Consider the following 26,304-nt stretch of genomic DNA (forward strand, 5'->3'; position numbering starts at 1 on the left):
TTTGCTTGGCTGAGATCAGCCTAACGGATAGGCACTCAACCCAATCCATCATGCGGCAGGAGATGTGCTCAAGCGGAGCGCCAGCCTAGGGAGTGTGGTGGCCGAGAGGAAGAAAATGAACGCATCATGCATGGCACATCAGGATTTTCGTCGCACGATGGCAACAGCCATCCAGCACATTGCTGCAACTGCTTTCCTGACTGGCGCGACATTCGGCGCCATGGCACAAGGCGCCCCCTATGCGGAAGGACCGTTACTCGAGATCATCAAGGAGATGCCCGAGGGCAGCTGGGCAAAAGTCAACGAAAATGCATTTTCTGATGTATGGACACCTGCCGCTCTCAGGCCCTTGTATGGAAGCTCCAGCAATCCAACCCCCTCGAAGATTCTCGGTTCATGGAGCAGTTTTGCGTGGGACAGCAAGCGCGGCGATTTGATTTTGTATGGAGGAGGTCATGCGAACTACTCCGGCAATGACGTTTACAGATGGCGCTCACGCGACTTGCAATGGAGTCGGGCAGCACTCCCGAGTGAGACTTTTTTTGTTGGATCGAATACCTGGAACGCAATTGACGGGGCGGATGCAGCCCCTACGTCTGCGCATACTTACGATAACGCAGTTTACCTCCCCATCGCCGACCGATATCTCAATTTCGGCGGTGCAATCTACAATACCGGCGGAGCCTACACACGACCAGACGAACTAATCCCCGGGGCGCTTAGACAGACGGGGCCATATCTGTTCGACCCGTCACGAGCCGATCCCGACAAGGTTGGTGGTACTACCGGGTCGCATGTGCAGCGCGTAGCCCCCTATGCCGACATCCTCGGCGGCAACATGTGGGAGAATCGTGACATCCACAAGCACCTCTCCCACCTGACGCGCCCTCGCTCGCATATCAATGGTTGTACCGCCTACAACCAGTCGCCAGAGGGGCATGACGTCGTTTTCGTTGCTGCCCGGACCGGCGGAACCGCCCTTGATCTCTATCGCTACGATTTGATCGACATCAACGACCCTTCGTTCGATGAACTCAGCCGCGTCGGCGTGTACTGGTCAGGCCCATCGGGCCAAACAACCTGCGCTCATGACCCCATTCTCAACATCGTGCTCCGGACTGGCACTAATGCCAATCCATTCTATTTCTGGGACCTGAATCCCGAGCGCATCACCAATCGTGATCAGCGTGTTGCAGTTGTCGGATCTGTCAGGGATCTCTCCGATTGGCTCACCGATGCAGGCAAAGCGATAACGCATTGTGCCATTGACTACGATCCGGTCCGCTCCGAATTTCTGTTGTGGTGCGGTACAGGTGAAGTCTGGAGCATTGTGCCCCCATCGACTCCAACCGGAGATGGCTGGACAGTAATACGTCATCCAGCCGAAATCGGCGAGACGCCTCCAGGCAACGTCGGCGTGGGGATACTTGGAAAGTGGAAATATATCCCCGGTTTTGATGTCTTCATGGGACTCGAGGATGTTTCACTTGGCAATATCTGGGTCTACAAGCCAGAGGACTGGATCCCGCCTGGCAGCGATGGTGGTAACCCGGGTGACGACGGCGATAATCCGGGTGATGACGACGGCAATCCGGGTGACGGGGGCTCCCAGCCTGGCGATGGTCCCGACCCTGTGAACCAACCTCCCGTCATCAGCCTTACGCAACCCACATCCACGAGCGCTCTGGAAACCGGCACCACATTGCTCATGCAGGCCGAGGCCAGCGACCCTGATGGCACCGTTGCGATGGTCGTTTTCAAGATCAACGGCGGCATCGTGGGCATGAGCAACGTTGCACCTTACGTCGCTTCGTGGACGGTACCGAGCGCGGGAGCCTACTCTGTTTCTGCTGAGGTGACTGACGATGCTGGCGCCACCGTGGCGACACCGGCAATCACCCTCACTGCCGTGGCCCCCAGTCCTGATGTCGGAACAACAACCGTAAGTCTTCAACAGGGAACCGGATACAACGGTACGAGCGACACTTATATTTCCAATTATCATAAGGCAAGCAACTTCGGTCCAAGCCAACGCATGGATCTCGACCGCAACAACTACGTACCTCTGCTGCGGTTTGCGATATTTTCCTCTGAAGGCGGCCCGGTTCCAGATGATGCGATCATAGAATCGGCCAAGCTGCGTCTATACAAGGGCGCTTACGACAGCACGATTGCGCTTCACGCAATGTTGGTTCCTTGGGTTGAAACCGAAGCAACCTGGAGTCGTCCTCGTATCGGTGCCAACTGGTCTTCAGACGGTGCTGCCGGTGCCGGCCATGATTACATCGCCGCAGCAGACGCAATCGTTGCCGCACCATGGAATCCAGGATGGCTTGATTTTGACGTCACCGATCGGCTACGCCAGTACGCTACAGGCGCCCCGAACAACGGCTGGCGGCTGATAGCAGGCAGTGGCAACAACAACCGGAAGGAAATTCACTCAAGCGAGCAAGCCGCCACGGACACCCGCCCGATTCTGGAGATCACATGGCGATCGGCTGACCCCGAGGGAGGCAATGGCAGCCCCACTGATCCTGACGAGGAAACGCCTCAACCACCAACAGGCGGTGAGCCCGTCACGACGGTCATGCAACGCAATATCGCGGGTTACAAAGGTGTAGCGGATACGTATCTGTCGAACTATCACAAAACCTTGAACTTCGGTGCGAGCGCTCAGATGGAGCTCGACCGCAACAATTATGTCCCTCTGCTACGGTTTGCGATCCTCGCATCCGAAGGCGGCCCGGTTCCCGATGGGGCAGTAATTCAAACAGCCACACTCCATCTCAGCAAAGGATCATACGACAGCGTTATCAGCCTCCATGCGATGCGCGTAAACTGGTCGGAATCCGAGGCCACCTGGAATCGTGCCAATAGCAATACAAGCTGGAGCGCGCCAGGCGCCAGCGGGCAAGGAAGTGATTATGAAAGCATCGCCGATGCGCAAGTAAATGCCCCCTGGAGCCCTGGCGAACTCGTGTTCAACGTCACGGAACGTGTGCGCAGTATCGCAGCAGGCGAGAGCAATATGGGCTGGCGCTTGCTTGCGGGCACGGGAAATAATAATCGCAAGCAAATCATCAGCAGCGAGAACAATTCTGATTCTGTTCTTATACCGAAACTGGTCGTCACTTGGTCCTTGCCGTCAGACGAGTAAATCCGGCACAAGGCTTCGCACGGCACTTGTCCGTGCGAAGCCTGAAAGCTAACCTTGATAGCGATAAACCCAGACCTTGTTCTCGGTCAAAACCACGACCACATTGAAGTTCGCATCAAAATAAGCAAGCTGTTTCTTTCCGGACGGCATCGGATCACCATCTATCTGCAAGTTGCTCCACGCCCCCCTGTCGGGATCGTACCCCCAGATCCTGCTGGATTTCAGATCTACTAAAATGCCATGCCCACTCTTCGGATCGAAGTACATGGGCGTTCTTGCATCGTGCGCGTCAGGAACATGATCGGATCCTTCAGGTTCATCGATGATTTTTCGCCATCTTTTCCGAATCACATCGAAATGTGATGTCCGCGTGCCACTACTGAGCACCAGTATTCTTCGAATCGGGTCGTAATAACCGACCTGCTCCTGTCGAGGCACCTCGCCAAGGTAATCAACCTCCTTGCCGTGCTCGGCCAATTTCTCCCATTCCCCCGATCGCGTGCGGAAAAGCCATGTTGCCCGCATCTGCCAATGGTTTGAATGCCAGACCACGCCACCGAGTGGTTCGACGTACTCCATAAAGCCTGCGAATGGAGCACGCGGATATGGGCCATTCGATTTGATCGCTCCCCAGCTCTTGCTAGTCGGGTCGAAACTCCACAAGGGAGGCCCCTTGTAGCGCTGCATGGGATCGCCACCAAGAGCGAGAATAGCTTTATCCTGATCGGTCGCCCAGGTGTTCATATAAAGGATCTGACGATCCGTCCAGTCGTAGGCCATCCCCCACCACGTATGGCCAATCACAGCTGGCCCACCTCGTTTCGTCACCAGCACGCCGTCCTTGAACAACACATCGCTCATGTCCTTACCCAATCCAGCATAGCTGCGGGAATTGTCGGAAGCATACAGCATCCGCCAAGCCATGGCGTCAAGGTCGAACTCCCAGACGTCATTGAGCCTGTGCGGGCTACCATGATTTGCCCCCAGAAACAAAGCGGCATCACGATCTGGTGCCCAGACCATCTTGACTGAGAAATCACGGCCACGCGGCCCGGTTCGATCAAGTGAATGATCCCTTGCCACATCATTGAATTCCCCCAGAACAGCAGCCTTTCCCAACACGAGACCACGACCAGGCTCGAGGGCAAGCAGCTTCTGCCGTACGCCCGCCGGCGGCGTCTTCGCTTCTGTGGCCGAAGTATTGTCTGCGCCAGCCGAGCAAGGAGTGCCAATGATCTGGAGCACCAATGCACTTGCCGCAACTGCTCGAATGAAAGATGCTCGACCGCATCGGAATGACGGAGCTGACGCTATGGGCAAGCACGCAGCTCCCCTGGTCGAGCTACCTCGCCATGGGCCCGATATATTCACTTGCAATCACCACGTTATCGATATAGAGGGACATTTCCCGGGGCGGCTTGGCCGTCCCGCCATGATAGACGTTGAACCAGGCCGTTTCGATTTTCAGGGTATCCACATCACGAAAGCGAAGATCCGTCCGTTCGAACACCAGTTCTCCATCGATCCAGGCTCGAAATACACCATCATTCTTTCCAAGTGTATTCATTCGGACATACTGTTCGACCGCGTACCATCTGGCTGTATCGAGCATTCCTGTCGGCCCCAGATTCCAGCCCCAGAAAGTACCCGATTTCCCCTCTGAATCGACATGGTAGACATACGATCCGATTGCAACCGGCGAAGGGGCGAGGGAGTTCGATGAGTGCTGCCTGGCAAACGCACCCCTGGCCGACCAGCCGTTGGTACCGTCAGAAGCCCTGAGCCCCCAGCCGCCCTGGTTATAGGTGCCCGCGAAACCAGGAAGCTTTCCTCCATCGACATCGGGCTGCCAATTCTTACCGAACATCAGGTAGTAACGCATGTACGCTTCGGTCGGTTCCCGAGCAAGCTCCTTGGCGAAGTCGTAGCGGAGATCCAGACCGAGATTCTGCCGGGGATTCAATGAAACCTTGAGTGCATTGCCAAGAAGAGGCGTAAAACCGTTCTCATCCGCACTATTGACCAGCTCGGCCAGGCTTTTCTTTGCCAGCACGGTCCAGCCACGAGAGAACGGCGGCTGCTCGAAGCCAGTCGCAAAAAAAACAGCAGGATGCGATTGGATATTTCTATCCCCCGGGTAAGCCTCTGCAATGCCTCGGCGATTCTCGGATACCCGGTCGCTGCCTGGCAAGGCGGCCATGAACACTGCAACCTCCCCCTTCGGATTGCCCCAAACTCTCTGCGTGGTGAGCCTCAAGATCGCGCTGGTAATCTTTCCCATATCAACCGAGGCAAGATCGAACTCGATGAATGCGCGCTGGTTGTCGCTGAGCTTGAAAGTGTCGTTCCTGCCAAGCGCTCGCCTCGTGGAACAATCCAGAACGGTATCCGCCACCGGTGCAAGCGTCATCCGCCTTCCGTCGGTCAGAACGACCTCCAGGGCTGGTCGGGCCTGGAGATCCTGACTCTCGCGGGAGTGATATGCCAAAGTACCGCTGGGGCCGACATAGTGAAGAATCAACCCACCAAAGCCATCCGACCTCTTGCGCATCGTCTCGAGCAAGGTGCTTACGTCCAGCTCGGTTACCTGACCGGCTGTCCCAGGGGCCATGCCAGTCGACAATGCGCCATCACCGTGCAGCTTTCCCGACGCATCAATCCAGTCCCCCCCTCGTCTCGCCCATGCCAGACGCCCTTCGGCCGAAAAGAAATCGCATGTGATGCCTTCCGGCCCATCAGACAGTCGCCCTCCCTCTGCATACGCTTGCGGAACAAGCTGCAAGGCAACTGCCATCAGCAGCATGCGAATGAAGCTCAGGCACTTCCCCGCAAACGATTCATCAGACTCCAGAAGCCACATAACTTTGCCTCAAGTTCAAGATCTGACATGGATTCGCAATCCAGAACCCGGGCTAGTGCATAAGGATTGCTCCCGGGTCCATTCAGGCCAAAATCTGTGGTGGTCGCAGACGCGACCCCTACCGATTCAAGGGCCTTGAATATCGATTGATTGTACACCCCACTAGGATAGCAAAAATGGTTCAGGGTTTCGGCCGGCACACTTGCAAGCTTGGATATCTGCGCACGATTGATTTCCAGGTCTGCAACGAGTCGATCAGGTTCGAAATCGTACATCTGATGGCGATGAGTATGCAATTGCACATCGAACCCGCGCTGCACAGCATCGGAAAGCTCCGTTTCTCCCATGAGATGGAAGCAACGCCCAGCGTCTATCCGGTTGAAATCGAGGCCGACCGCGGCAGCAATCCGTGCAAGAAATTCTCGTCGCAGCTCATCCGAAGGCAGCGTATCAGCCTGATCGGACAGGCGTTCAGACAACGAGCCCAACGAGTCCGGAACCGATGACGGATCCGACATGAGTGGCGACAGCCTCGCGAGTGCATCCGACAGACTCTTCGTACGCGAAACCATGTAACCAATAAGTACGTTTCTGACCGGCTGCCCTTTCTCGGAATAATACGTTGTTACATAAATTGTCGCAGGGAATCCGTGCTCCTCCAGTGCCGGAAGCATCTCACTATAAGTACCATGCCATGCATCATCGATCGTCAGTACCACGGGAAAGTCGGGGAGCGTTCCATCACGTAAACGCGTCAACGCTTCATCAAGCGGAAGTATGTCGCAACCCAACGTCTCAAGCAGATTCAAGCGCTGCCTGAAGCGTGCTGCGCTCATGTACAGGCAGTCACCATAATGTGGGGGATCGCCCGTCCAGATCCCGTGATAACAAAGTATCCTCAGATGACCACGAAATGCACGCAGCCCCAAATTGAAGAGGCCAATCCGCTTTGCGACACCCAGAATCGCCGATTTCATTTATTTCTTTGTCCTTGACCGTAACGAGCAAGAATGTCCGCTCGCGTCCAGAGCATCATATAGTTCCGCGGCTGATATCTCCCTTCCTGTGCAAGCCGGGCGCGCGTAGGGGAACGTGCAAGAGCGCTCGCCGTAGCATCTGGATGAACGCCCATGTCGACAAAACACGCACCGGCTTGTGCCGGCTCATCATGCAGATAGGCAAGACGAGGACTGATTTGCCCCACGTTTGGATCGTAATACCAGCTCGTCCCCATGAGTCCACGCGCATCCGGCCACAAATCCAGTAAACGACAAATGAGCCGATAGCACTGCTGTCGACCAGCCTGATCGAACCGGTCCAGCATTCTAGGGTGCACATGATTTTCCAGGAAAGGTCTGAAACCACCGGCTCTGGCAAGAGTGCGAGCCACACGCAAGAAAGCCGAAGGTTGTTTCACGCCAATCAACGCCCGTCGCGGAACCCCGGAGTAGCGATAGACCAGGTGAGAGACGCATGGAATCAAGTGCAGGCGAGCAATGCCAAGGTCCTTGAGGAACATATCACTGCCCAGCCCAATCATTGGTGCCTCGGGAGGAGTTCTGATATCAGCAAGAATTCTGTCGAAATTACGTGCGAACTCAGGCCTGAAATCGTCATGCAACCCGCTTTTCTCGAAGCGAGAGTCGAACTGAGCGATTAATTCCAGCAATAGTAGATTGAGGAATTCAGGCGCAGCCTTCGGACCCAGCCGCCTCACCAACTGGTCGAGCCGGTCAACAAGAGATTGTGAAATATAGCTATAACCCCTGTATGGGTCCTGTTCATCAAGCCCATTGATGAACGCCCCAAGCTCGCCACTCACATCGATATCAGCGAGAGCAGGATTACGCGACAAAACTTCGGCATGCAAACCGGGCAGATCGAAATCATGGTGATTATTTGAGGTAATCATTGATTTTGCGCCAAAGTCAATATCCGCATCAACGAAAGAACGATTCTGACATATTCACTCCGCCGATCAGGCATGTTTCGATCACAAGCGCCGCAGGGGCGACGATACGGATTCGAGTCACACACGCTCGGCCGGAGCGCCGAATAGATTACGGAGCATTCTGTACCCAAATCGCATTTCCGTTCGATCCCATGGCGTGAAACGGGGAATCTGGAAAAAATCGACAGCCTTGTCCAGAACTCCCCAAGCCGTGGACACCGCGGCATCGAAGCCTGCCTCACGAACGATTTCGACATGTTCCGCACGGTAATCCTTGCCCGGTTTACCGTTTGGATACGCAAAAAGACTCACTGGTTCGCCCAGCAGGCTTTCGAGGCAGCGCTTACCTTCATTGATCTCCGTGCGTGCGTGCTCGACGTCGAGAGACGACAGGATCGGGTGCGAGCATGTGTGGGCACCGATCACCATGCCGTTAGATCTCAACTCTCGCACTTGAGCTCCGGTCATCATGAGATCATCAGGCAGCTCGCTTCCCGATATCGCGGCGAGCGCCTCGACTGTAGCCAGCCGTTCGGTATGTGGTAGATACTTCAGCTTTCCCAGCAGGCCGGCAATCGTCTGACGTTTTTCAGAATTCGTTGCTACTGCCCATTGCCCCAGACCAAGCTCGGACAGATCCAGTACCGGAGATGGGCAGTTGCGGATAGCCGCAATCACGGAATCATTCCACATGCGGCCCCCGTCGATGAAGTCGGTTGCAACGAAAAAAGTCGCGGAAACGCCATGTTTCTTGAGCAACGGCAAGGCAATCTCGCAGTTGTCAGCATAACCATCGTCAAACGTGATTGCAGCTGCGCGCGCTGGCAGGGATCCCGTACGCGCGCGCGCAATCGCCTCATCCAATGGCAACACGTTGAATGCCGATCGTAGCCAGGTCAGCATCTGGTCAAACCGCACAGCATCGAACTCACCGGGGAAAACGGGATCTGGAACAGGCAGGACGCGATGAAAGATGAGCACCGACAACCTGGCCGACGATCCGGATGGAGAGGCAACTGCTAGCAGGGGTCTGATCAGATTCATAGAATTTCAGTTGGTCCGGGGCAACGCAGTCTGCTCCGGCTTGGGACGGCGCAGGCCTGCATATTCCATAAAGGGGACTGTAGGCTCCTTCTCCCAGGCGCGCCGCTCCACCCAATTCTTTGCCAGCACAACCATCACCATGATGTTATATGGCAGGTCGAAGTAAGCGAGCGACAAAAACGCTCCACCTACGGCATAACCGACGAGACTCACCTGCGCCATGGCGCCCAGCATCACCACCCAGCGGGTTTCAGGAAGCTTTCCACCATGCTTGCGCAGCCATCCCGCCATTCGGAAGGTGGAAACCCATACCATAAGATACAGAAACAGACCTACGAAGCCGTGATTGCCCAGAATCTGGAAATAGATGCTGTGCGCTGCGCGAGCGAAGCTCTCGTAGCGGCCGTACAACATGAAAAGCTCATTGTGCTGGTAAGACATCCCGGCACCGAAAAACCTGTCCTTGGCAACGTCCCACGCAACCCACCACGCATTGATTCTCCCCATCGCGGAGGTGTCTTCTTCGTAGCTCTTGATCGTCCCCATGCGCTCCCACCAATGCTCGGGCATCATCGGCAGCAGGATGAGCACCACGAAGACAGCCAGCACGGCAATTGCTCCTTTCTTGGAGCTTCGCCACCAGAAAATCGCGCCCATCGCACCCAACGCAAGAAGCGCACCGCGCGAATGGCTTCCAAGCGCTGAAGCAACAGACAGCAAGATCGCCACCGTCATGGCCTGCCGGATCCAGGAGCGCGTAACCTGAAGTTGCAGGAAATGCAGCAGCGGAATCGCAATAATCACGGCAAGGGCAAATTCGTTGTTGTCCGCGATGAAACTGCCGGGCGGCCCCCACACCCTATGAGCACCGCCCGACATAATGGTGTAGACACCCCCCTTGACCGCGAGGAGTATCACCGACGCCGTGGAAACCCAGGCAAACGCCATGATGTGGTACTTGTTATGCAGCAGCATCAGCGCAACGAAGGTCATGAAGTAGATTTTCATGACCTTCGTCCACTGTCCATAGTCACCGACCACATCTATGCCGAACAGCCAGGACAACGTCATCCAGACGGCGAAGGCGAACATCCAGGTCACCGGCGCACCAAGAAACGGTGAGCGGCGTTCCTTGGAGGCAAGCAGGCCCAGCAGGGTCACGCCGGCTGCCACTGCAGCCAAGGGCGCTGAATACGCGAATCCCCAGGTGTATCGATGCGGATTCATGATGCTGAGCCATGTCCATAGCATCACGCCGATCCATGGCCGACGCAGTGCCATGCCGGCAGCAACGACCACTATCGCCACGATTATGAGATCACGTATCGGCATCTTTCTCAGCCCTTTACTGCGCTGTCCGGGGAGTCCGTCGCCGAAACCTTGACGTGGCTGACGACGTAGCGAAATTTGCCCGATTTTTCGGGCATTATTTCTTTCACTTGACTCACAGCCACTTCAACCTGCTCACCAAGACGGCTCCGAAAATCGCGCGCGATCTTTTGCTCGTCCGCAGGGTCGAACTGTGCATTTGTAACGAGCTGCACTTCAGTCCGATCAAGGGATTGCTGCACAATCTTGAAGCACTCGACTCCCTGCAGATCACGCACCGAATAAATCAATGCCAAACCATGCATGATCGTGCCATCGTGGGCAACGACGAAGTCCGTTGTCCGGCCCTGTACTTCACTCAGTACAGGCAAGGTTCGCCCACATGAGCACAAATCTTGCGACAGCAAGCCCACATCACCGGTACGGTAGCGCACGAACGGAAAATCGGCCGTCGCCATATGGGTTACCACTAGCTCGCCCGCGACCCCTGGCGCTGTCGGTCGACCTTCGGCATCAACAGTTTCCACGATGATGTCTTCGGCACTGATGTGCAAGCTGCCATGCGGGCACTCGTGCGCGATGAAGCCCGCATCGCGCGCACCGTAGCCATTGGCGACCGGGCAACCGAAGACCCCGCCAATGATCGCCCGCTGTTCATCGTACAAGCGTTCAGAAGTGACGAAAGCAACCTTGATACCGAGTCCATCCATCGAGACCCCCTTTTTCCTGGCATGGCCAGCGATCAGCGACAGACTGGACGGGTAGCCAAACAGCATTGCCGGGCGCACGCGACGAATGGTGTCGACAAAGCGATCCAGGTTGGCAGGAGACATCTCGAAAGCCGGCAGCAGGTGACTGCGCATGAGTGCGTCACGCAATTGGCGGACACGGTCCTGGGCACCGAGTTCGACCGGGCTGCCCCAGACTACAAGCTCCGGATCACCGATATCCACCCCCCACCAGCGTGTGGCCCGCCACTTGGCAGCAACATCGTGGCTCTTGCGGGATTTACCGATATAGAAGATCAGCGGTTCGCCCGAGGAACCACCAGTGTTATAGCGGCTGAGCGGACCGTGCCCCTCCGCCTTGAGCTGTTCGACGTTGGCACGGATGACGGATTTCGTGAGAAAAGGCAAATCCTGGAGGGATGCAAGCGTATCGACTTTGCCGGGGTCGAACCCTTCACGTGCAAACAGATCCCGGTAATAGGGCACCGTCCGCCCGATCTGGCCGAGAAAGGCACGCAAGCGTTCAATACGATACTGCGCGAGGCGATCGGCAGGCCACCGCTGGCTATCCTCGAGTTGGCGGCGCAGCGCAACCGAGTCGTGATGCTTGAGCCGCTCATGCAGCGGGAAAAGAAAATTGGCGCAAAGCGCAGTGTAGAGCCCCATCATGCATCCTGTTGCCCGGCGATGCGCCGGTAAAGATCGAGCCATTGATCCCTGACCGTGGGCCAGGCGTAGCGCGCCACCGCTTCGATGCCTGCGGTGCGCATGGAAGCCGCACATGCCGGCTCGGCAAGCACGCGCAGAGCCTCGGCCGCCATGCGCTCGGCGTCGCCGATCGGGACGAGGCGCGCAGAAACACCATCCTCGACCATGTCGGGAATGCCTCCGGCATCGGTACTGATCACCGGCACACCACTGGCAAAAGCCTCGAGAATGGAAATCGGCATGTTGTCGACGGTGCTCGGATTGAGCATGCAGTCGGCAGACGCATAGAGTGCAGGAATGTCGGCATTGTCGATACGACCAGCAAAGTGCACGGCAGCTTCGATACCGAGCTCCCGGGTCAGCGCCTGCAGGCGGCCGAGCTCGGGACCGGTTCCGGCGACGGTCAGCCGTGACCCGGGCAGTACCTTCCGGATGCGCTCAAAGGCGCGAATGGCGGTCGGAATATCGTAGATCTGTTCGAGGTTGCGGGTCACGATCAGATGCGGCGCATCGCCGAAATCACGTGCAAGTGCCGGACTGAAGCGCGACAGATCGATGATGTTCGGCACGATCACGGCCCCCAGGCCATGGCGTGCAAAGACACGCTGCAGATAACCGGACGGCGTGACACGCTCACTTGCCATGCGAAGCGTCGCGAGCACGTGGCGTGGCGCCGCCGCAAAAAAGGTGTCGGCGTTGCCGCCACGGTAATTGACGATCACGCTCACGCCACGGACACGCCCGATCCATACCGCCGGCGCGGCGAAGAGGTGCCAGGCCCAGCCGGAGTTGGCAAGAACATGCATGACCTGCACCCGCCCCGCAGCCGACCACAGCCCAGCCAGGTAGGGGAGCAGACGGAACAGCGCACGCAACACAGGAATACGCCCTGCCCATTCGGGCTTGTAGGGCGCGTTGTTGCGCACAAGCTCAACCTGAACCCCTTCCTGGCGCAGCAGGCGGACAAGCTGCTCGCACTGATTGGCCATACCACCGGAGGGTGGCGGCAAGGGCCCGACGATGCAGAGGGCAGGCATGACCCTGGGCTGGACAATATGTGCGGAGGAATCAGACATCAACACACTCAATTGGAATCAACAGCAGTGCGTGCACGCCTGCGAATCAGCCAGATGACGAAGAACAGGCAGCACAGCGCGCCTAGAGCAGAGGCAGCCCAAAGTCGGACACGCAGCATCTGCATCGCATCTCGCTGCACCGCATTCTGCTCGGTAGCCAGAATGCGAATGCCTGGGTGAACGCCCGACACCACACCTCCCAACTGCTCAAGGGCCCGGTGCACACCTCCCAGCAATTGCACCAGCAATGCCTGGTCGTATTCGAACACGTTGTTGCCCCACCACATGTACCATTCGGGCAAACCGCGACGGTAGTAGTCGAACGCTTTCGCCTCCTCACGGAAACCGGGGCTGGCCAAGGGATCCAACGGGATCAGGCGCAGGTCACCCGCACCTGCCTCCAGCGCGGCACGGAAAGCCATGGCCGACAACGGCTCGCCGCTGGCATCGATGACGTAGAAGTTGTTGAACACGTCGATCATGACCCAACGTGCCCGCTGGCTGTCCCAGATCTCGTTGAAGATGTGGCCGTGCCCGCCGAAACCGTCGAAGGAAAACGCCCACGGCCGCGAGAACACCCCGGCAGCAGTGGCGAAGCCGGTAAAGCTGTCGGCATAGTCGCCGCAGTAGCCCTCGCCCTGCTGCGTGATGCGCGTGTAGGTATCGGCGAGATCGGCCTGGATCGCGCCGCCCTGCCTCCGTCCATCGGGCAACAGATGGCGGCCGATGGCGAGCGCAGTGGCCCAGTCGTCGCCGTCGACCTTCAGTTGATCGCGGGTGACGATGTCGGCGTAGAGCGGCAGCGGCTCTGCCCTTTCGACGGCGAAGCCGGCCGGCACGTTTGCAGGCGTCCAGTCGTACACTGCCGGCTCGGATTGCAGCAGCAAGGCGTTGCGCATGCGCACCAGTTCGGTGGAGTCGCGCAGGTGCGGCACGAGCGTGGCGCCCACCGCCAGCGTCAATACGGCGGACAGCCAGAACAGGCGCAGCCAGATACGTGATCTCGCCGCGCTGTTCTGCCGCTCCACGGCAGCTCTCACCAGCAGAGCCCTTCGACTTCGGCGCGCAGCGCCTTGCCGTTGGGCAGGTTCACCAGATCCAGCACCTTCTGCTCGGGCCGTACGTGCGTCGCCAGGGCATCGAAGATCGCAGCATTGGAGACGCCGACGATCAGCATCTCGGCATCGGCGATGATGGCATCGAGGTCAGGCTGGAGCAGGTCGCCGATATGCGGCAACTGGGTCTCGATGAAACGACGGTTCGCGCCAAGCAAGCGCGACAGCTGCACGTCCGGGTCGTAGATGGCCAGTTGCACGCCCTTGCCGATGAGCTGCTCGGCCAGCGTCACCAGCGGGCTTTCGCGCAGGTCGTCGGTGCCGGTCTTGAACGACAGGCCGAGCATGCCGACCTTGCGGCAGCCGGATTCGAGCACCTTGGCGACGGCGCGGTCGATGTGCTGGCGGTTGGACTGCAGGATACCGCTCAACATCGGCAGTTCGACATCGTGCATCTTCGCCAGGTAGGTGGTGGCGCGCAGATCCTTGGGCAGGCACGAACCGCCGAAGGCAAAACCGGGTTTCAGGTAGGCGGGCGAAATGTTGAGCTGGGTATCCTGGCAGACCAGTTCCATGACCTCGAACGGATTCACCCCCAGCGCCCCGCACAGGCGCGCGGTTTCGTTGGCGAAGGTGATCTTGAGGGCATGGAAATTGTTGCAGGCATATTTCATCGTCTCGGCCGCACGCACCGAGGTGCGCAGGAACTTGCACGGCAGATGGCCGAAGAGTTCGCGCAGGCGCTCGACCGGCTGATCGTGGTTGGCGCCGACGACGGTGAAGGGCGGCTTGTCGTAATCGCGGATGGACGAGCCTTCGCGCAGGAACTCGGGCTGGAAGCAGGTGAAGAAGCCTTCGCCGTCGCGCTTGCCGGATTCGGCCTCGAGAATGGGAATCAGCGTGCTCTCGACGGTGCCCGGGACGAGCGTGGAGCGGAACACCAGCACGTGCGGTGTCGACTTCTTCGCGATGGCCTTGCCGAGGTCGGCCGCCAGGCGCAATACCGCACCCTGGTCCTGGCTGCCATTGGACGCCGAAGGCGTGCCCACGCAGATCAGCGAGACATCGCTGTCGAGCAGCGCCTGACCGGCATCGGTGGTGACGCTGACGCGGCCACTGGCGGCGACGCTGGCCATGAGATCGACCATGCCCTCTTCCACCACCGGCGTGGTGCCTGACTTGATGAGATCGAGCTTGCTCTGGTCGATATCGACGCCGATGACCTGGTGGCCGTCGCGCGCAAGGCAGGCGAGCGACACCGCTCCAACGTAACCGAGGCCGAAAATACTGATCTTCATTGCGTTGCTCCGTGTTTGCTTTGAAATTCGTCGAGACAGCGGTCGAGGATGGTATCGAGCCGTTCCATGGACCGCGGCCAGGCGTGGTGGGACAACATGCGTTCGCGCCCGGCTCGGGCGAGGCGGTCGCGCTCGGCGGGCTGTTCGATGATGCTGGCGACGGCTTCGGCATACTCCTGTGCGCTGTCGGCGACGAGGAGATGCTCCCCCGCCACCGCATCGACACCGCCCGCCGCGATACGGCTGGAGACGACCGGCACGCCCATCGCCATGGCTTCGAGGATCTTGTTCTGCGTGCCGCGCGCAATGTTGAGTGGCGCGACCATCGCCGCCGAGCGCAGGATGTAGGGACGTACGTCGGGCACCGAACCGGTCACAGTGATGCCCGCACGCTCGCCGAGCTTCTGCACCGCGGGAATGGGGTCGGCGCCGACGATGAGCAGCTTCATGTCGGGGCGCCGGCTTCGCAGCAAGGGCCAGACCTCGTCGCAGAAGCGGAACATGGCTTCCTGGTTGGGGTAGTAGTCCATGCGGCCGATGAAGCTGATCGTGTCCGGATCGTAGCCGTCGCCATCGGGCTTGAAGAAGTCCGCGTCCACGCCATTGGGAAACCAGTCGGACGACACGCCGGTACCGTAGGACTCGAGCGTCTCCCATTCGGCACGGGTGGTGGCGGTGCACAGGTCGAAGCGACGGGCGAGGCGCTTTTCCTCGCGCACGAGCTTGGTGCCCTCCAGCCAGTAGCCCATGCTGAGCGGAAAGGATTTGTAATTGACGTACTCCAGCCACTTCTGCGAATCCATGTCGCCGAAGTCGAGGATCTTGGGAATCCCACGCACCTTCTCCACATACTGCGCCACCGAAGAGCAATGCACGAAGATGAGATCGAAGCGTTCGCTGGCGAGCAGCGCATCGACCTTGCGCGCGAGTTCGGGCGAGTAGAAATAGCCCATCGAGGACGGTACGGGACTCGGCAGCCGGGCAAGCATGCGCGCGGTCTGGACCGGGTTGGATACCACCGCCATCTCGAAGCGCGCGCAATGCGGCTGGATGCCCCTGCCCTCCTGCGCTTCGGCCTCGCTGCGGGCGAGCGAGCACACGCTCACCTCATGCCTTTGCGACAGATGGCGAATCATGTTGAAGGGACGGATCTTGCCTCCGCGCTTGGGCGGGAACGGAAAGCGGTGGCAAACGTAAAGAATCTTCATGCGATGAGGCTCTTCAACTCTGCGGTGACGTCGTCGGGAGAATGGCCGTCGAGGTAGAGCCGGCTCCAGATCTCGAGGTTCATCAGGGCAAGCAACGCATCGGTGCCGTCGATGCGGGCGGCCTCGTGGTCGGCGACCAGGCGGGCGACGACGTCGGCGTCGAACAGGCCGCGGTCGTGCACCACGTCGCGTGCAAGCAGGCGCCGCAGCACCGGGGCGAGATCGCGCTTGAGCCAGGCGCCCATCGGCGTGCCGAAGCCGCGCTTCTTGCGGTCGAGGATGTCGGGCGGAAGGATGTCGGCCAGCGCATCCTTCATCAGATGCTTGAGGCGGCCGTTCTTCACTTTCAGGGACTCGGGAATCGCGGCGGCCAGCTCGACCAGTTGCCGGTCGAGCAGCGGCACGCGGCATTCCAGCGACACCGCCATGCTCATCTTGTCGGTGAGCAGCAGCAGATCGTCGGGAAGCTGGGTCTCGGCGTCCACCGCGAACATGCGGTTGAGCGCATCGTCCTGCCCCGCTGCGGCGAAGGCCGCGGCCAGCGCATCGCTGCCGCCCCCTGCACCGCGGGTCAGGGCAGCAACTGTTTCACGCTCGAGCACCTGCAGGTAGGCCCGGTAACGATCATCGGCCGACAGTTCCGCCGAGGCCAGGAAGCCGCGCGCCAGCCGCACGGTGTTGAGCAGCGTCGAATGGCGATCGCTCGGCAGCAGCCCCGCGGTGCGCGACAGCAGCAGCCGCGACCAGCGCGGCAGGCGCTGCAGTTTGCGCACGTAATGGTCACCCAGATAGCGGCGATAGCCGCCGAACAGCTCGTCGCCACCGACGCCGGACAGGATCACCTTGACGTCTCGACGGGCGAACTCCGACACCAGGTAGGTGGTGATGAAAGCCGAGTCCGCCACCGGCTCGTCCATGTGCCACAGCAGCTTCGGCAGCAGGCCGACGACATCCGGCCGCACGACGATCTCGTGGTGCTCGGTTCCCAGCAGCGTGGCCACCTGGCGCGCATAGGGCAGCTCGTTGTACAGGCGCTCCGCTTCCCCGCCCTCGAAGCCGATGGCGTAGGTGCGGATCGGCTGCTCGGAGTGCTTCGCCATGTAGGCGACCACCGCACTGGAATCGACGCCGCCCGACAGGAAAGCTCCGATCGGCACGTCCGACACCATCTGCCGATGTACCGCGGCTTCCATGCCGCTGCGGATGCGCTCGACCCACTCGGCCTCCGACGGCGCGCGGTCGATGCGCGACGGCAGGCGCCAATAGCGCCACTCCCTGACCTCGCCGTTCTCCACCGCCAGCAAGGTGGCCGGCGGCAGCTTGCGGATGCCCTTGAACATCGACTGCGGCGCCGGCACGTAGCCCAGATGCAGGTAGTCGCCGAGCACTTCGCGATTGAGCTCCGCCCGCATGCCGGGCAGTTGCAGCAAGGCCTTGGCCTCGGTGGCGAAACCCAGCATGGCGCCCGACTGATGCACGTACAGCGGTTTGACGCCGAGATGATCGCGGCCGATCAGCAGGCGCTTGCGACGCTCATCCCACAAGGCGAAATTGAACATGCCGTCCAGCCGGTGGACGAAATCGTCGCCCATCTGGTCATAGAGGTGAAGCAGCACCTCGCTGTCCGAGCCGGTCTTGAAACGATAGCCGCGAGCCTGCAGTTCTGCGCGCAGCTCGCGGAAGTTGTAGATCTCGCCGTTGCATACCAGCCATACGCTGTCGTCGGCATTGGAGATCGGCTGGTGGCCGCCGGCAAGGTCGATGATCGACAGCCGGCGCATCGCGATACCGCAGCGGCCATTCGGGTCGATGTGCTGGCCTTCGTCGTCCGGGCCGCGGTGGACGGTGACATCGCCCATGGCGCTGAGCTGCGCAGGGTCGACGCGGGTGCCATCGAAACGGTACAAGCCATGGATGCCGCACATGATCAACGCACCTCGACAAGGACGGATTCACGGCCATGGCAGGCAAGCGCACGCCGATAGACTTCGCGGTAGCGGCCGACGCTATTGGCCCAGGTCCGCTCGCGCTCGACGAAATCGCGCGCCTGGCGGCGGATCGCAGGCCAGCGCTCGCGATGCTCGAGCACATCGGCGATGGCATCGGCCAGCGCGTCGACGCTGCCGGCCTTGCACAGGAAACCGGTCTCGCCGTGCCGAATGAGCTCCCGATGGCCGCCGACGTCCGAAGCCACGAACATCCGCCCCTGGGCCATGGCTTCGAGCGGTTTCAGCGGCGTGACGAGTTCGGTGAGGCGGATCGGCAGGCGCGGATAGGCGAGCACGTCGATGAGTTCATAATATTTCTGCACCCGGCTGTGCGGTACCCGGCCGGTGAAAATGACGCGGTCGGCGATGCCCTCCGCCGCGGCCTGGCTGCGCAGGCTGTCCTCCTGCACGCCGCCGCCGACCATCAGCAGGCGGATGTCCGGATAGCGCGCCGCCAGTCTGGCCGTGGCCGACACCAGCAGATTGAGTCCCTCGTAGCCATAGAACGAGCCGGCGAAGCCGAGCACGGTGCAGCCGTCGAGGCCGAGTTCGCTGCGCAAGGCCGGATCGGCTTCGGCGCCGAACTGAAAGGAGTCGGCATCGACCGCATTCGGAATCACGGTGATCCTGTCGGCCGGGATGCCACGCGCCTGGATGTCGCCGCGCAGGCCTTCGCAGATCGTGGTGATCTGGTCGGCATGACGCAGGGCGAAGCTTTCGAGCGCACGCGAGACACGATAGCGCAGGCTGCCCTCGGTGGTCGTGCCATGATCGACTGCGGCATCCTCCCATGAGGCGCGCATCTCGTAGACCACGGGGATCCGGCGCCTGCGGCCGATCCACTCTGCTGGCAAGGCATTGAGTACCGGGGAATGCGCATGAATCAGATCAGGCGTGAACTCGGCGACGAGTTGGTCGATACGCCCCGCGGTGAGGCGCATCTGCGCAATCAGGCCTGTGTCCTGCGGCGCCGGCGTGCGGTGGAAGCGCAGGCCATCCGCCTCTTCCGCCTCCATGTCGGAAAAGCCCTGCTTGGGCGTCGTCAGGTGGACCGTCTCCCAGCCAAGCGCATGCTGCTCGCGCAGGATGGCCGCGGTACGGAAGGTGTAGCCGCTGTGCAGCGGCAGGGAATGATCGAGTATGTGAAGGATGCGCATGGTCATTCAAACCGCTTCGGCCAATGCCGGCGAGATGGCGGACACAGCCTCGTTTCTGCGCATGAAGGCCTCGAACATCAGCAGCGTCCACAGCGGCGCACTATAGTCGCGCGCGCCCGACTGGTGGGCATCGACCAGGTGCTGCAGGTAATCGCGCTTGAACATGCCGGTCGCCGCCAGCGTGTCGCCCAGCACGGCCTCGCGCACGCGCTGCTTGAGCGGACCGCGGAACCAGCGCGCGAGTGGCACGGCAAAACCCATCTTGGGCCGGTAGAGCACGTCGTCGGGCAGCAACGGCTCCATCGCCTTCTTGAAAACGTACTTGCCTTCGTTGCCCTGGATCTTCAGGGAAGATGGCAAGGTGGCGAGCCATTCGACCAATTCGTGGTCCATCAGCGGTTCGCGCACTTCCAGCGAGTGGGCCATGCTGGCGCGGTCGACCTTGGTGTTGATGTCGCCGACCAGGTAGGTCTTGAGGTCCAGGTACTGGATCAGCGCCAGCGCATCGTCGGTGCCGGCCTTGGCGGCGTGGCGGCGAAACACTTCGAGCGCATCGTAGCCACCGAGCTTGCGGAGGAAATCGGCACTGAAGAGCTTGCTGCGCATGTCGCCGCGCAGAATCGACACACTATGGAAATAGGCCTCGACAGAATCGCGTGCCATGGCCTGGAAGGTGGTCTTGGCGCGGAACACGCGCGGCGCCCAGTCGGCCTTGGGATACATGCGGCCGAGCAGGCCGAACAAGGGCTGGCGCAAACCTTGCGGCAGCGCCGAGCGCATGCGCTCTTCCATCAGGTGCATGCGATAGCGGCGGTAGCCGCCAAAGCTCTCGTCACCGCCGTCGCCCGACAGCGCCACCGTGACCTTCTTGCGCGCAAGCTGGCAGACGCGATAGGTGGGAATGGCGGAGCTATCGGCATAGGGCTCGTCGTACAGCGCCGCAAGCGTGTCGATGAGGTCGAAGTCATCCGACTTGACGGTTTCGATGAAGTGATTGGTGCGGTAGCGGTCCGCGACCATCTGCGCGAACTCGGACTCGTTGAACTTCGGATCGTCGAAGGCGATGGAGCAGGTGTTGACCGGCTCGTCCGACAGGCCCGCCATGGTGGCGACCACGGCGCTGGAATCCACCCCGCCCGACAGGAAGGCGCCCAAGGGCACTTCGGAAATCATGCGCAGGCGCACGGATTCGCGCAGGCGCTCGGTGAGTTCAGCAGTGGCATCGTCGAGCGACAAGGGGTTGTCGAGCGTGAAGCGGACATCCCAGTACTGCTTCGGCTCGGGCACCGGCTGGCCGCGGCGGATGCACAGCGATTCGCCCGGCCCGAGCTTTTTCGCGCCGAGGAAGATGGTACGCGGCTCGGCGACGTAGCCCAGCGCGAAATACTCTTCCACCGCCAGCGGGTCGATGCGGCGGTCGAGCCCGGGGTGCTGCATCAGCACCTTCAGCTCCGAGCCGAAGGCCAGCGTGCCGTCGTCGAGCAGCGCGTAGAACATCGGCTTGACCGCCAGGCGGTCGCGCGCCATGAACAGCGTGTCGCGCTTGCGGTCGTGAATCGCGAAGGCGAACATGCCGCGCAGGCGCTGCACGCAGTCCTCGCCCCAGGCCTGCCAGGCATGGACGATGACCTCGGTGTCGCTGCGGGTGCGGAACACGTAACCCAGCGCCTCGAGCTCGGGCACGAGCTCCTGGAAATTGTAGATCTCGCCGTTGAAGACGATGCCGACCGAGCCGTCCTGGTTGAACAGCGGCTGCTGGCCAGTGGCGAGGTCGATGATGGACAGGCGGCGATGCGCCAGCGCAACGCCGGGCTCGAAGTGGTAGCCCCCTTCGTCCGGACCGCGATGGTGCTGAATATCGTTCATACGCCGCATCAGCTCGCGATCGAAGTCGCGCTTGCCGCGCGTGTCAAAAAGGCCGGCAATGCCGCACATGCTCAATCATCCTTCCTCAGGGCGAACGCCGTCGCAGCAGGCGTTCGTAAAGTTCGGTATAGCGCGCCACCATGGCGTCGAGGCTGAAGCCCTGCTCCACCCGTTGACGGCCGGCTAGTCCATGTGAATTCTGCAGCGCAGCATTCGAAGCGTAGCACATCAGCGCCTCGGCCATCGTGACCGGCTCCTCTGCCGGCACCAAAAGCCCCGTGCGCCCGGCCTCGATCAGCTCGCCATTGCCGCCGACATCGGTCGCCACCACCGGCAAGCCGCTGGCCATCGCCTCGAGAATGGTGTTGGAAATGCCTTCCGCCCTGGACGGCAGCGCGAAGATGTCCAGGCTGCGCATCACTTCAGGCACATCCTTTCGTTCGCCTGCCATCCATACGACATCGGCCAGGTTCTGCTGCCTGACCTCATCCTCGATCGCTGGCCTGAGCGGACCTTCTCCGGCAATGACGAGCCGCAGGCGAGCGGCAGCCTCGCCTCCATCCCTGCGCGCGACGGCAAATGCACGGACCAGGTTCAGTTGATCCTTGACCACCTGCAAGCGACCGACGGTACCGACGACGAGTGCATCCGGGGTATCGAAGGGGCTGTCCGCAAGCGGCACACGCACGCCTCCCGGAGCCGGCTGGAAACGAATGGTGTCCACGCCGTTGCAGATGCGCTCGACGCGCGCCGCCGCCACACCGACACGTTCGACCAGATAGCGCTCGATCTGCCCCGACAGCGCGACATAGCGCGCAACGAAAGGACTGTAGGCGCGACGCACGAGTTGGTATTTGCGCCGCACGCCGCCGGGATCGGATACATCCCAGCCGTGTTCGCCATGCACACGCGCCGGCACACCCGCCGCCCAGGCTGGCACGGCGGCTTCGAGCGCGGCGAGGTTGCGTGTATGCACGATGGCCGGCCGGTGCTCACGAAACAGCCGGAACAGGCGTGGATACAGCTTGACGCCATGGCCGGGCGGCTTGTGCAGCGAGATGAACTGGACATCGTCGCGTTGCACCCGCTTGCTGAAACCCTCCGCACAATGGCTGAGCGCGACCACCATGTGGCGGAAGCGCTCCGCCGGCATGCGGTTGACGATATTCACCACGCCATTCTCGAGGCCGCCGACATCGAAGCTGTACAGCACGTGCATCACCAGCGGACGGCCATCGCTTGCGGAGGACGGAATCATCGGCAGGCTCATTCCGGAATACTCTCCGCAGTCCGGTCCACCGCCATTTCGATGGCCGCCAGATGCGCACCAAGGAAAGCCTCCAGGCGCTGGCCCGCACGGCCAGCGTCGTCTCCCACTGGCGTCGCCAGCACGATGGCAGCCGACGCGTCCTCTCGGCCCACCAGACGTTCGAGGGCGAGACGCAGCTTGACTTCGCTGTCGCGATGGAAATTCAGTCCGTCCAGCCGATATAGATGCCAGACCAGCAGGTTGCCTTGGGGCGAGGTGATCAGCGTTTGCACCAACGCAAGCCCGCCGGCGACGCTTCGCACTTCGCGGCGCAGGATATCGACGCCGTCCTCCCGCGCCGATACCACGCCATTGCCCCACTTGAGCATTTCGCTGTCGTCCCGTTGCGCGTAATACCAGGCGATGGACAAGCCGACGGGCGGCGAGCCGGCCTCATCCCGGTAAGCACCGAAAGCTTCGACCCGCGCACCGGCATAGTGCGGACGATAAGCAATGGCCGTCGCATCCTCCGCGTACCAGCCCGCAGCCGGCGCCGGCGCCGACAAAGCCACCGGGAAAGCAGCCACCGGCGCTTCGAGCGCGCGCAGCAAGGCGGGAAAGGGCGTCACAGCGAGGGCCAGGACCATCACCGCAGCCCAGGGTCGTGCCGCAACCGATGCATCCGCAGCCTCCGCCAGTGGTGTTGGATAGACCGGTTCTTCCCGCCAGCGCCCCCCGATCCAGAACATCAGAAAGATGACGATGCCGAAGAACACCCAGCCATACAGCAGGTGGTCGACACCGACGGCCAGCGTGTTGTCCGACAGATAGCCGATCATCACGATCATGTAGGCACGGAGCCAGTTGGCCAGAATCGGCACGATCGCCGCGACAAGCATGAAAAGCAGACGCCGCCGCAGGCTGCGGTAGTTGAGGTAGGCGTACAAGGCACCGACCATCAGTGAGGCGATCAGGTAGCGGCTTCCGCTGCACGCCTCGACGACCGACCAGCGTCCATTCGGCACGACGAAATGCAGGCCTTCCTGATAGACGGGCACGCCGGACAGGCGCAGTGCCCATACGGTGAATTCCGCCGTGTAGTGCATCAGCGTCGGCAGCATGAAATCGCCGATGGGCACGGCGAAGAACAGGAACAACAAGGGGAAAAGCAGCACCCGCCCCAGCTTCCAGCCCAGGCTGCCGAGAAATACGCAGAACAGCATCGTCACCAGCGCGAAATGCTGGGCGGCAGCCACGCTCGCCAGGCCGCCGAGCAGCCACAGCAGGCCGGCCGCGGCCGCCGGCAGCGCCATCCAGCCGCTTGGCTGCGGCCCCAGGCCCGCCATGCGGTCGCGCGCACGCCAAACCAGCCAGGCGAAGATCGGCAGCACGACCAGGCCATGCGCATAGGTGTCGGAGCGCCACCAGATGCCGGCCATGTCCCGCGCGGTCTGCCAGTACCATCCCACGACCCAGAGCAGTCCCAGGACGAGCGCCAAGGCCACGCCCGACAGGCCCGGGCCGCGCCGTGCGGTGATGTCAGGATTCACACCACTCCCCCGTCCAACACTCTCAACGACAACTGCATCGATCGCCACCATGTGATAACCAGTCATTCCAGGGTTCGACTGAGCGTGCCTTGCCGATCTCGCCGGACAGCCACGAAACAAGGCCCCAAACGGCAAGCTGACGACAAGAGCGCCTCTCGCCCTGCCCGCCCTCAGCCCAGGTTGCGCACGATGTGTGGGCCGATGGCGTTCGCCACGCCCAGCGGCAGGCGCTTCCACAAAGCGATGAAGGCGCGGTACTTGGGGTTCATCGGATTGTTCTGCGGCACGCCGTCGCGCTTGTACAGGCGGTACTCGTATGACAGCGGCTGAGGCTCGAAACCCCAGTTCTTCTTGAAGCTGTATGGGCCGGTGCCGATCTTGCTGCGACCGTAGTCGAACACCTTGCAGCCGCGCTCACAGGCGCGACGCATCAACTCCCAGTACTTGAAATCGTTGGCCGCGAGCTCGCGCGCGGCAACATCGTCGCCGGCGTAATAGGGCAGCACCTCGTCGCGGAAGTAGAAGCTGAGCACGCTGGAAAGCGGCCGGCCGTCGGCATCGGTGACGGTGAGCACTTCGCAATCATCGCCGAACGTGGCCTTCAGGCGCTGGAAGAACTTCTTCGGCAATGCCGGCGTGCCGTGGCGCAGCACGTTGTCGGAGTACAGCGCGAAGAAGCGCTCGACGTCCGCATCGATGTGGCTGACGAGTCCGTTCTTGATGCCCTTGCGCACCATGGCGCGCTGCTTGCGTGGAATGGCGAGCATGTTGGCTTCGACCTCGGGCAGGATTTCCTTGCGGAAAGTCACGTAGAGATCCTGGCGCGGCCAGTCCTCGTGGCGAATACGGTCGAGATTGCGGTATTCCAGATGCTGCACGCCGAGTTTGCGGGCAAGGGCGTCAGCCTCCTGCTCGAGCAGGGCGACGGCCTCGTCGCCCGCCTCCTCGGCCGCGGCGATGCCGCCGTACACGCAGAACGGCAGCGAAGTCAGGGCGTGGCCGAAGAGCCGGCTCTTGACCTCGGCCAGCGGCAGCACGGCAATGATGTCGCCGTCGCGCTCGGCAAACAGGAAGAAGGTTCGATGACGGAACACCGTGCGCACGATGTCCTGCCACGCCGACAGGTGGAAGAAAGTCGCCTGCGGGCATTCACGCACGAAGGCGTCCCAACGCTCGGCGTGCTCGGGTGAAAGCGGTTTGACCTTGATTGGCATGCGGTACACCTGTTCTGCCAGCCATTCAGGCCGCGTCGCGGAAAACCTCATCCGCACGCCCCCAGGCAAAGTCGGACAACAGGCGGTCGAGGCGCGCGGCGGTGCGCTCCAGATTCACGTAATGGCGGAAGCGCGTCTTGGCGCTGGCTTCCCGTACGCGGGGCTGCTCGGGGTCGATTTCCCACGGATGGAAATAGAAGATCGCCGGGCGCCTGTCATCGGCATTGACGCGCGCGATCTGCCAGCGCGACAGCGAATATGGCAGCAGGCGGAAAAAGCCGCCGCCGCCTGCCGGCCAGTTGCGGCCGAAGGCGCGCACCGTGGTGACCGGCACTTCCACCAGGCCATTGGCGAGCCGCCACGGAAAGCGCGGCGCGTCGGGAATGCCGTAGTGGTCGTGCTTGACCGGATAGACGCTGGAACTGTAGGCGTAGCCGGCCTCGGCAATGCAGTCGTGTGCCCACAGATTGCCGGTGCCGATCGAAAAGCTCGGCGCGCGGTAGCCGGAGACGGACTGGCCGATGATGTCTTCCAGCACAGCCTTGGCCAGGCGGATGTCGGCAGAAAACGCTTCGGGCATCATCGCGCTGGCACGCTCGTGGCTGTAGCCGTGGCTGGCCACTTCGTGGCCGTTGTCGGCAATGCGGCGAACCAGTTGCGGGAAGCGCTCGGCAATCCAGCCGAGCGTGAAGAAGGTACCGCGCGCACCATGGCCATCGAGCATCTCGAGAATGCGGTCGACGTTGCGTTCGACCCGGCAGGGCACGGCGTCCCAGCCTTCGCGCGGGAAATGCGGCGACAGCGCGGAGACCTGGAAATAGTCCTCGACGTCGCAGGTAAAGGCGTTGGTGATGCGATCGTTCATG

At 61.1% G+C, this 26,304-nt stretch carries 19 protein-coding genes; 1 reads left to right on the forward strand and 18 read right to left on the reverse strand.

The window, feature by feature from the left end; genetic code table 11:
• The first annotated feature begins 130 nt into the window (after positions 1–130).
• Positions 131–3,157: a DNRLRE domain-containing protein gene (locus ACNQFN_RS18125; RefSeq protein ID WP_418647175.1), complete on the forward strand. Its 3,027-nt coding sequence runs from the start codon at positions 131–133 to the stop codon at positions 3,155–3,157.
• A 48-nt stretch (positions 3,158–3,205) separates the two neighbouring features.
• Here the strand turns inward: ACNQFN_RS18125 and ACNQFN_RS18130 are convergent, their stop codons facing one another.
• From ACNQFN_RS18130 to ACNQFN_RS18215, 18 genes are all read right to left on the reverse strand, one after another.
• Positions 3,206–4,405: a hypothetical protein gene (locus tag ACNQFN_RS18130; protein ID WP_418647176.1), complete on the reverse strand. Its 1,200-nt coding sequence runs from the start codon at positions 4,403–4,405 to the stop codon at positions 3,206–3,208.
• A gap of 94 nt (positions 4,406–4,499) precedes the next feature.
• Positions 4,500–5,960: a polysaccharide lyase gene (locus ACNQFN_RS18135; RefSeq protein ID WP_418647177.1), complete on the reverse strand. Its 1,461-nt coding sequence runs from the start codon at positions 5,958–5,960 to the stop codon at positions 4,500–4,502.
• Between the two features lie 11 nt (positions 5,961–5,971).
• Complete coding sequence (locus ACNQFN_RS18140; RefSeq protein WP_418647178.1) at positions 5,972–6,994, reverse strand: polysaccharide deacetylase family protein; 1,023 nt, start codon at positions 6,992–6,994, stop codon at positions 5,972–5,974.
• Positions 6,991–7,929 carry a hypothetical protein gene (locus tag ACNQFN_RS18145; protein ID WP_418647179.1) on the reverse strand — a complete coding sequence of 313 codons (939 nt, stop codon included), beginning with the start codon at positions 7,927–7,929 and terminating at the stop codon, positions 6,991–6,993. The genes ACNQFN_RS18140 and ACNQFN_RS18145 overlap by 4 nt, the downstream gene beginning before the upstream one ends.
• Before the next feature lie 117 nt (positions 7,930–8,046).
• A complete protein-coding gene (locus ACNQFN_RS18150) occupies positions 8,047–9,012 on the reverse strand; it encodes a polysaccharide deacetylase family protein (protein WP_418647180.1) in 966 nt (321 codons plus the stop codon).
• Between the two features lie 6 nt (positions 9,013–9,018).
• Positions 9,019–10,344, reverse strand: coding sequence for a putative O-glycosylation ligase, exosortase A system-associated (locus ACNQFN_RS18155; protein ID WP_418647181.1), 1,326 nt, complete (start codon positions 10,342–10,344; stop codon positions 9,019–9,021).
• Between the two features lie 5 nt (positions 10,345–10,349).
• The gene (locus ACNQFN_RS18160) at positions 10,350–11,738 is read right to left on the reverse strand and encodes a phenylacetate--CoA ligase family protein (protein ID WP_418647182.1); all 1,389 of its coding nucleotides are present in this window, start codon (positions 11,736–11,738) and stop codon (positions 10,350–10,352) included.
• The gene (locus ACNQFN_RS18165; protein WP_418647183.1) at positions 11,735–12,853 is read right to left on the reverse strand and encodes a glycosyltransferase family 4 protein; all 1,119 of its coding nucleotides are present in this window, start codon (positions 12,851–12,853) and stop codon (positions 11,735–11,737) included. The genes ACNQFN_RS18160 and ACNQFN_RS18165 overlap by 4 nt, the downstream gene beginning before the upstream one ends.
• A gap of 8 nt (positions 12,854–12,861) precedes the next feature.
• Positions 12,862–13,881 carry a hypothetical protein gene (locus tag ACNQFN_RS18170; RefSeq protein ID WP_418647184.1) on the reverse strand — a complete coding sequence of 340 codons (1,020 nt, stop codon included), beginning with the start codon at positions 13,879–13,881 and terminating at the stop codon, positions 12,862–12,864.
• Between the two features lie 8 nt (positions 13,882–13,889).
• The gene (locus tag ACNQFN_RS18175) at positions 13,890–15,206 is read right to left on the reverse strand and encodes a nucleotide sugar dehydrogenase (protein ID WP_418647185.1); all 1,317 of its coding nucleotides are present in this window, start codon (positions 15,204–15,206) and stop codon (positions 13,890–13,892) included.
• Positions 15,203–16,414: a TIGR03087 family PEP-CTERM/XrtA system glycosyltransferase gene (locus ACNQFN_RS18180; RefSeq protein ID WP_418647186.1), complete on the reverse strand. Its 1,212-nt coding sequence runs from the start codon at positions 16,412–16,414 to the stop codon at positions 15,203–15,205. The genes ACNQFN_RS18175 and ACNQFN_RS18180 overlap by 4 nt, the downstream gene beginning before the upstream one ends.
• Positions 16,411–18,339 (reverse strand): asparagine synthase (glutamine-hydrolyzing), encoded by a 1,929-nt coding sequence (gene asnB / locus ACNQFN_RS18185; protein WP_418647187.1) that lies wholly within the window; start codon positions 18,337–18,339, stop codon positions 16,411–16,413. The genes ACNQFN_RS18180 and asnB overlap by 4 nt, the downstream gene beginning before the upstream one ends.
• Before the next feature lie 2 nt (positions 18,340–18,341).
• Positions 18,342–19,559 (reverse strand): TIGR04063 family PEP-CTERM/XrtA system glycosyltransferase, encoded by a 1,218-nt coding sequence (locus tag ACNQFN_RS18190; protein ID WP_418647188.1) that lies wholly within the window; start codon positions 19,557–19,559, stop codon positions 18,342–18,344.
• 6 nt (positions 19,560–19,565) lie between these two features.
• Complete coding sequence (locus ACNQFN_RS18195) at positions 19,566–21,494, reverse strand: XrtA/PEP-CTERM system amidotransferase (protein ID WP_418647189.1); 1,929 nt, start codon at positions 21,492–21,494, stop codon at positions 19,566–19,568.
• Between the two features lie 16 nt (positions 21,495–21,510).
• The gene (locus tag ACNQFN_RS18200; RefSeq protein WP_418647190.1) at positions 21,511–22,695 is read right to left on the reverse strand and encodes a TIGR03088 family PEP-CTERM/XrtA system glycosyltransferase; all 1,185 of its coding nucleotides are present in this window, start codon (positions 22,693–22,695) and stop codon (positions 21,511–21,513) included.
• On the reverse strand, positions 22,692–24,224 hold the full coding sequence (gene xrtA / locus ACNQFN_RS18205; RefSeq protein WP_418647191.1) for an exosortase A: 1,533 nt from the start codon (positions 24,222–24,224) through the stop codon (positions 22,692–22,694). Before xrtA ends, ACNQFN_RS18200 begins: the two co-directional genes overlap by 4 nt.
• Before the next feature lie 170 nt (positions 24,225–24,394).
• Positions 24,395–25,447 carry a FemAB family XrtA/PEP-CTERM system-associated protein gene (locus ACNQFN_RS18210; protein ID WP_418647192.1) on the reverse strand — a complete coding sequence of 351 codons (1,053 nt, stop codon included), beginning with the start codon at positions 25,445–25,447 and terminating at the stop codon, positions 24,395–24,397.
• A 16-nt stretch (positions 25,448–25,463) separates the two neighbouring features.
• Positions 25,464–26,303 carry an XrtA system polysaccharide deacetylase gene (locus ACNQFN_RS18215; RefSeq protein ID WP_418647193.1) on the reverse strand — a complete coding sequence of 280 codons (840 nt, stop codon included), beginning with the start codon at positions 26,301–26,303 and terminating at the stop codon, positions 25,464–25,466.
• Position 26,304: the final 1 nt, after the last annotated feature.

It is taken from the genome of Thauera butanivorans, assembly GCF_048398245.1.
Classification (GTDB): Bacteria; Pseudomonadota; Gammaproteobacteria; order Burkholderiales; family Rhodocyclaceae; genus Thauera; species Thauera butanivorans.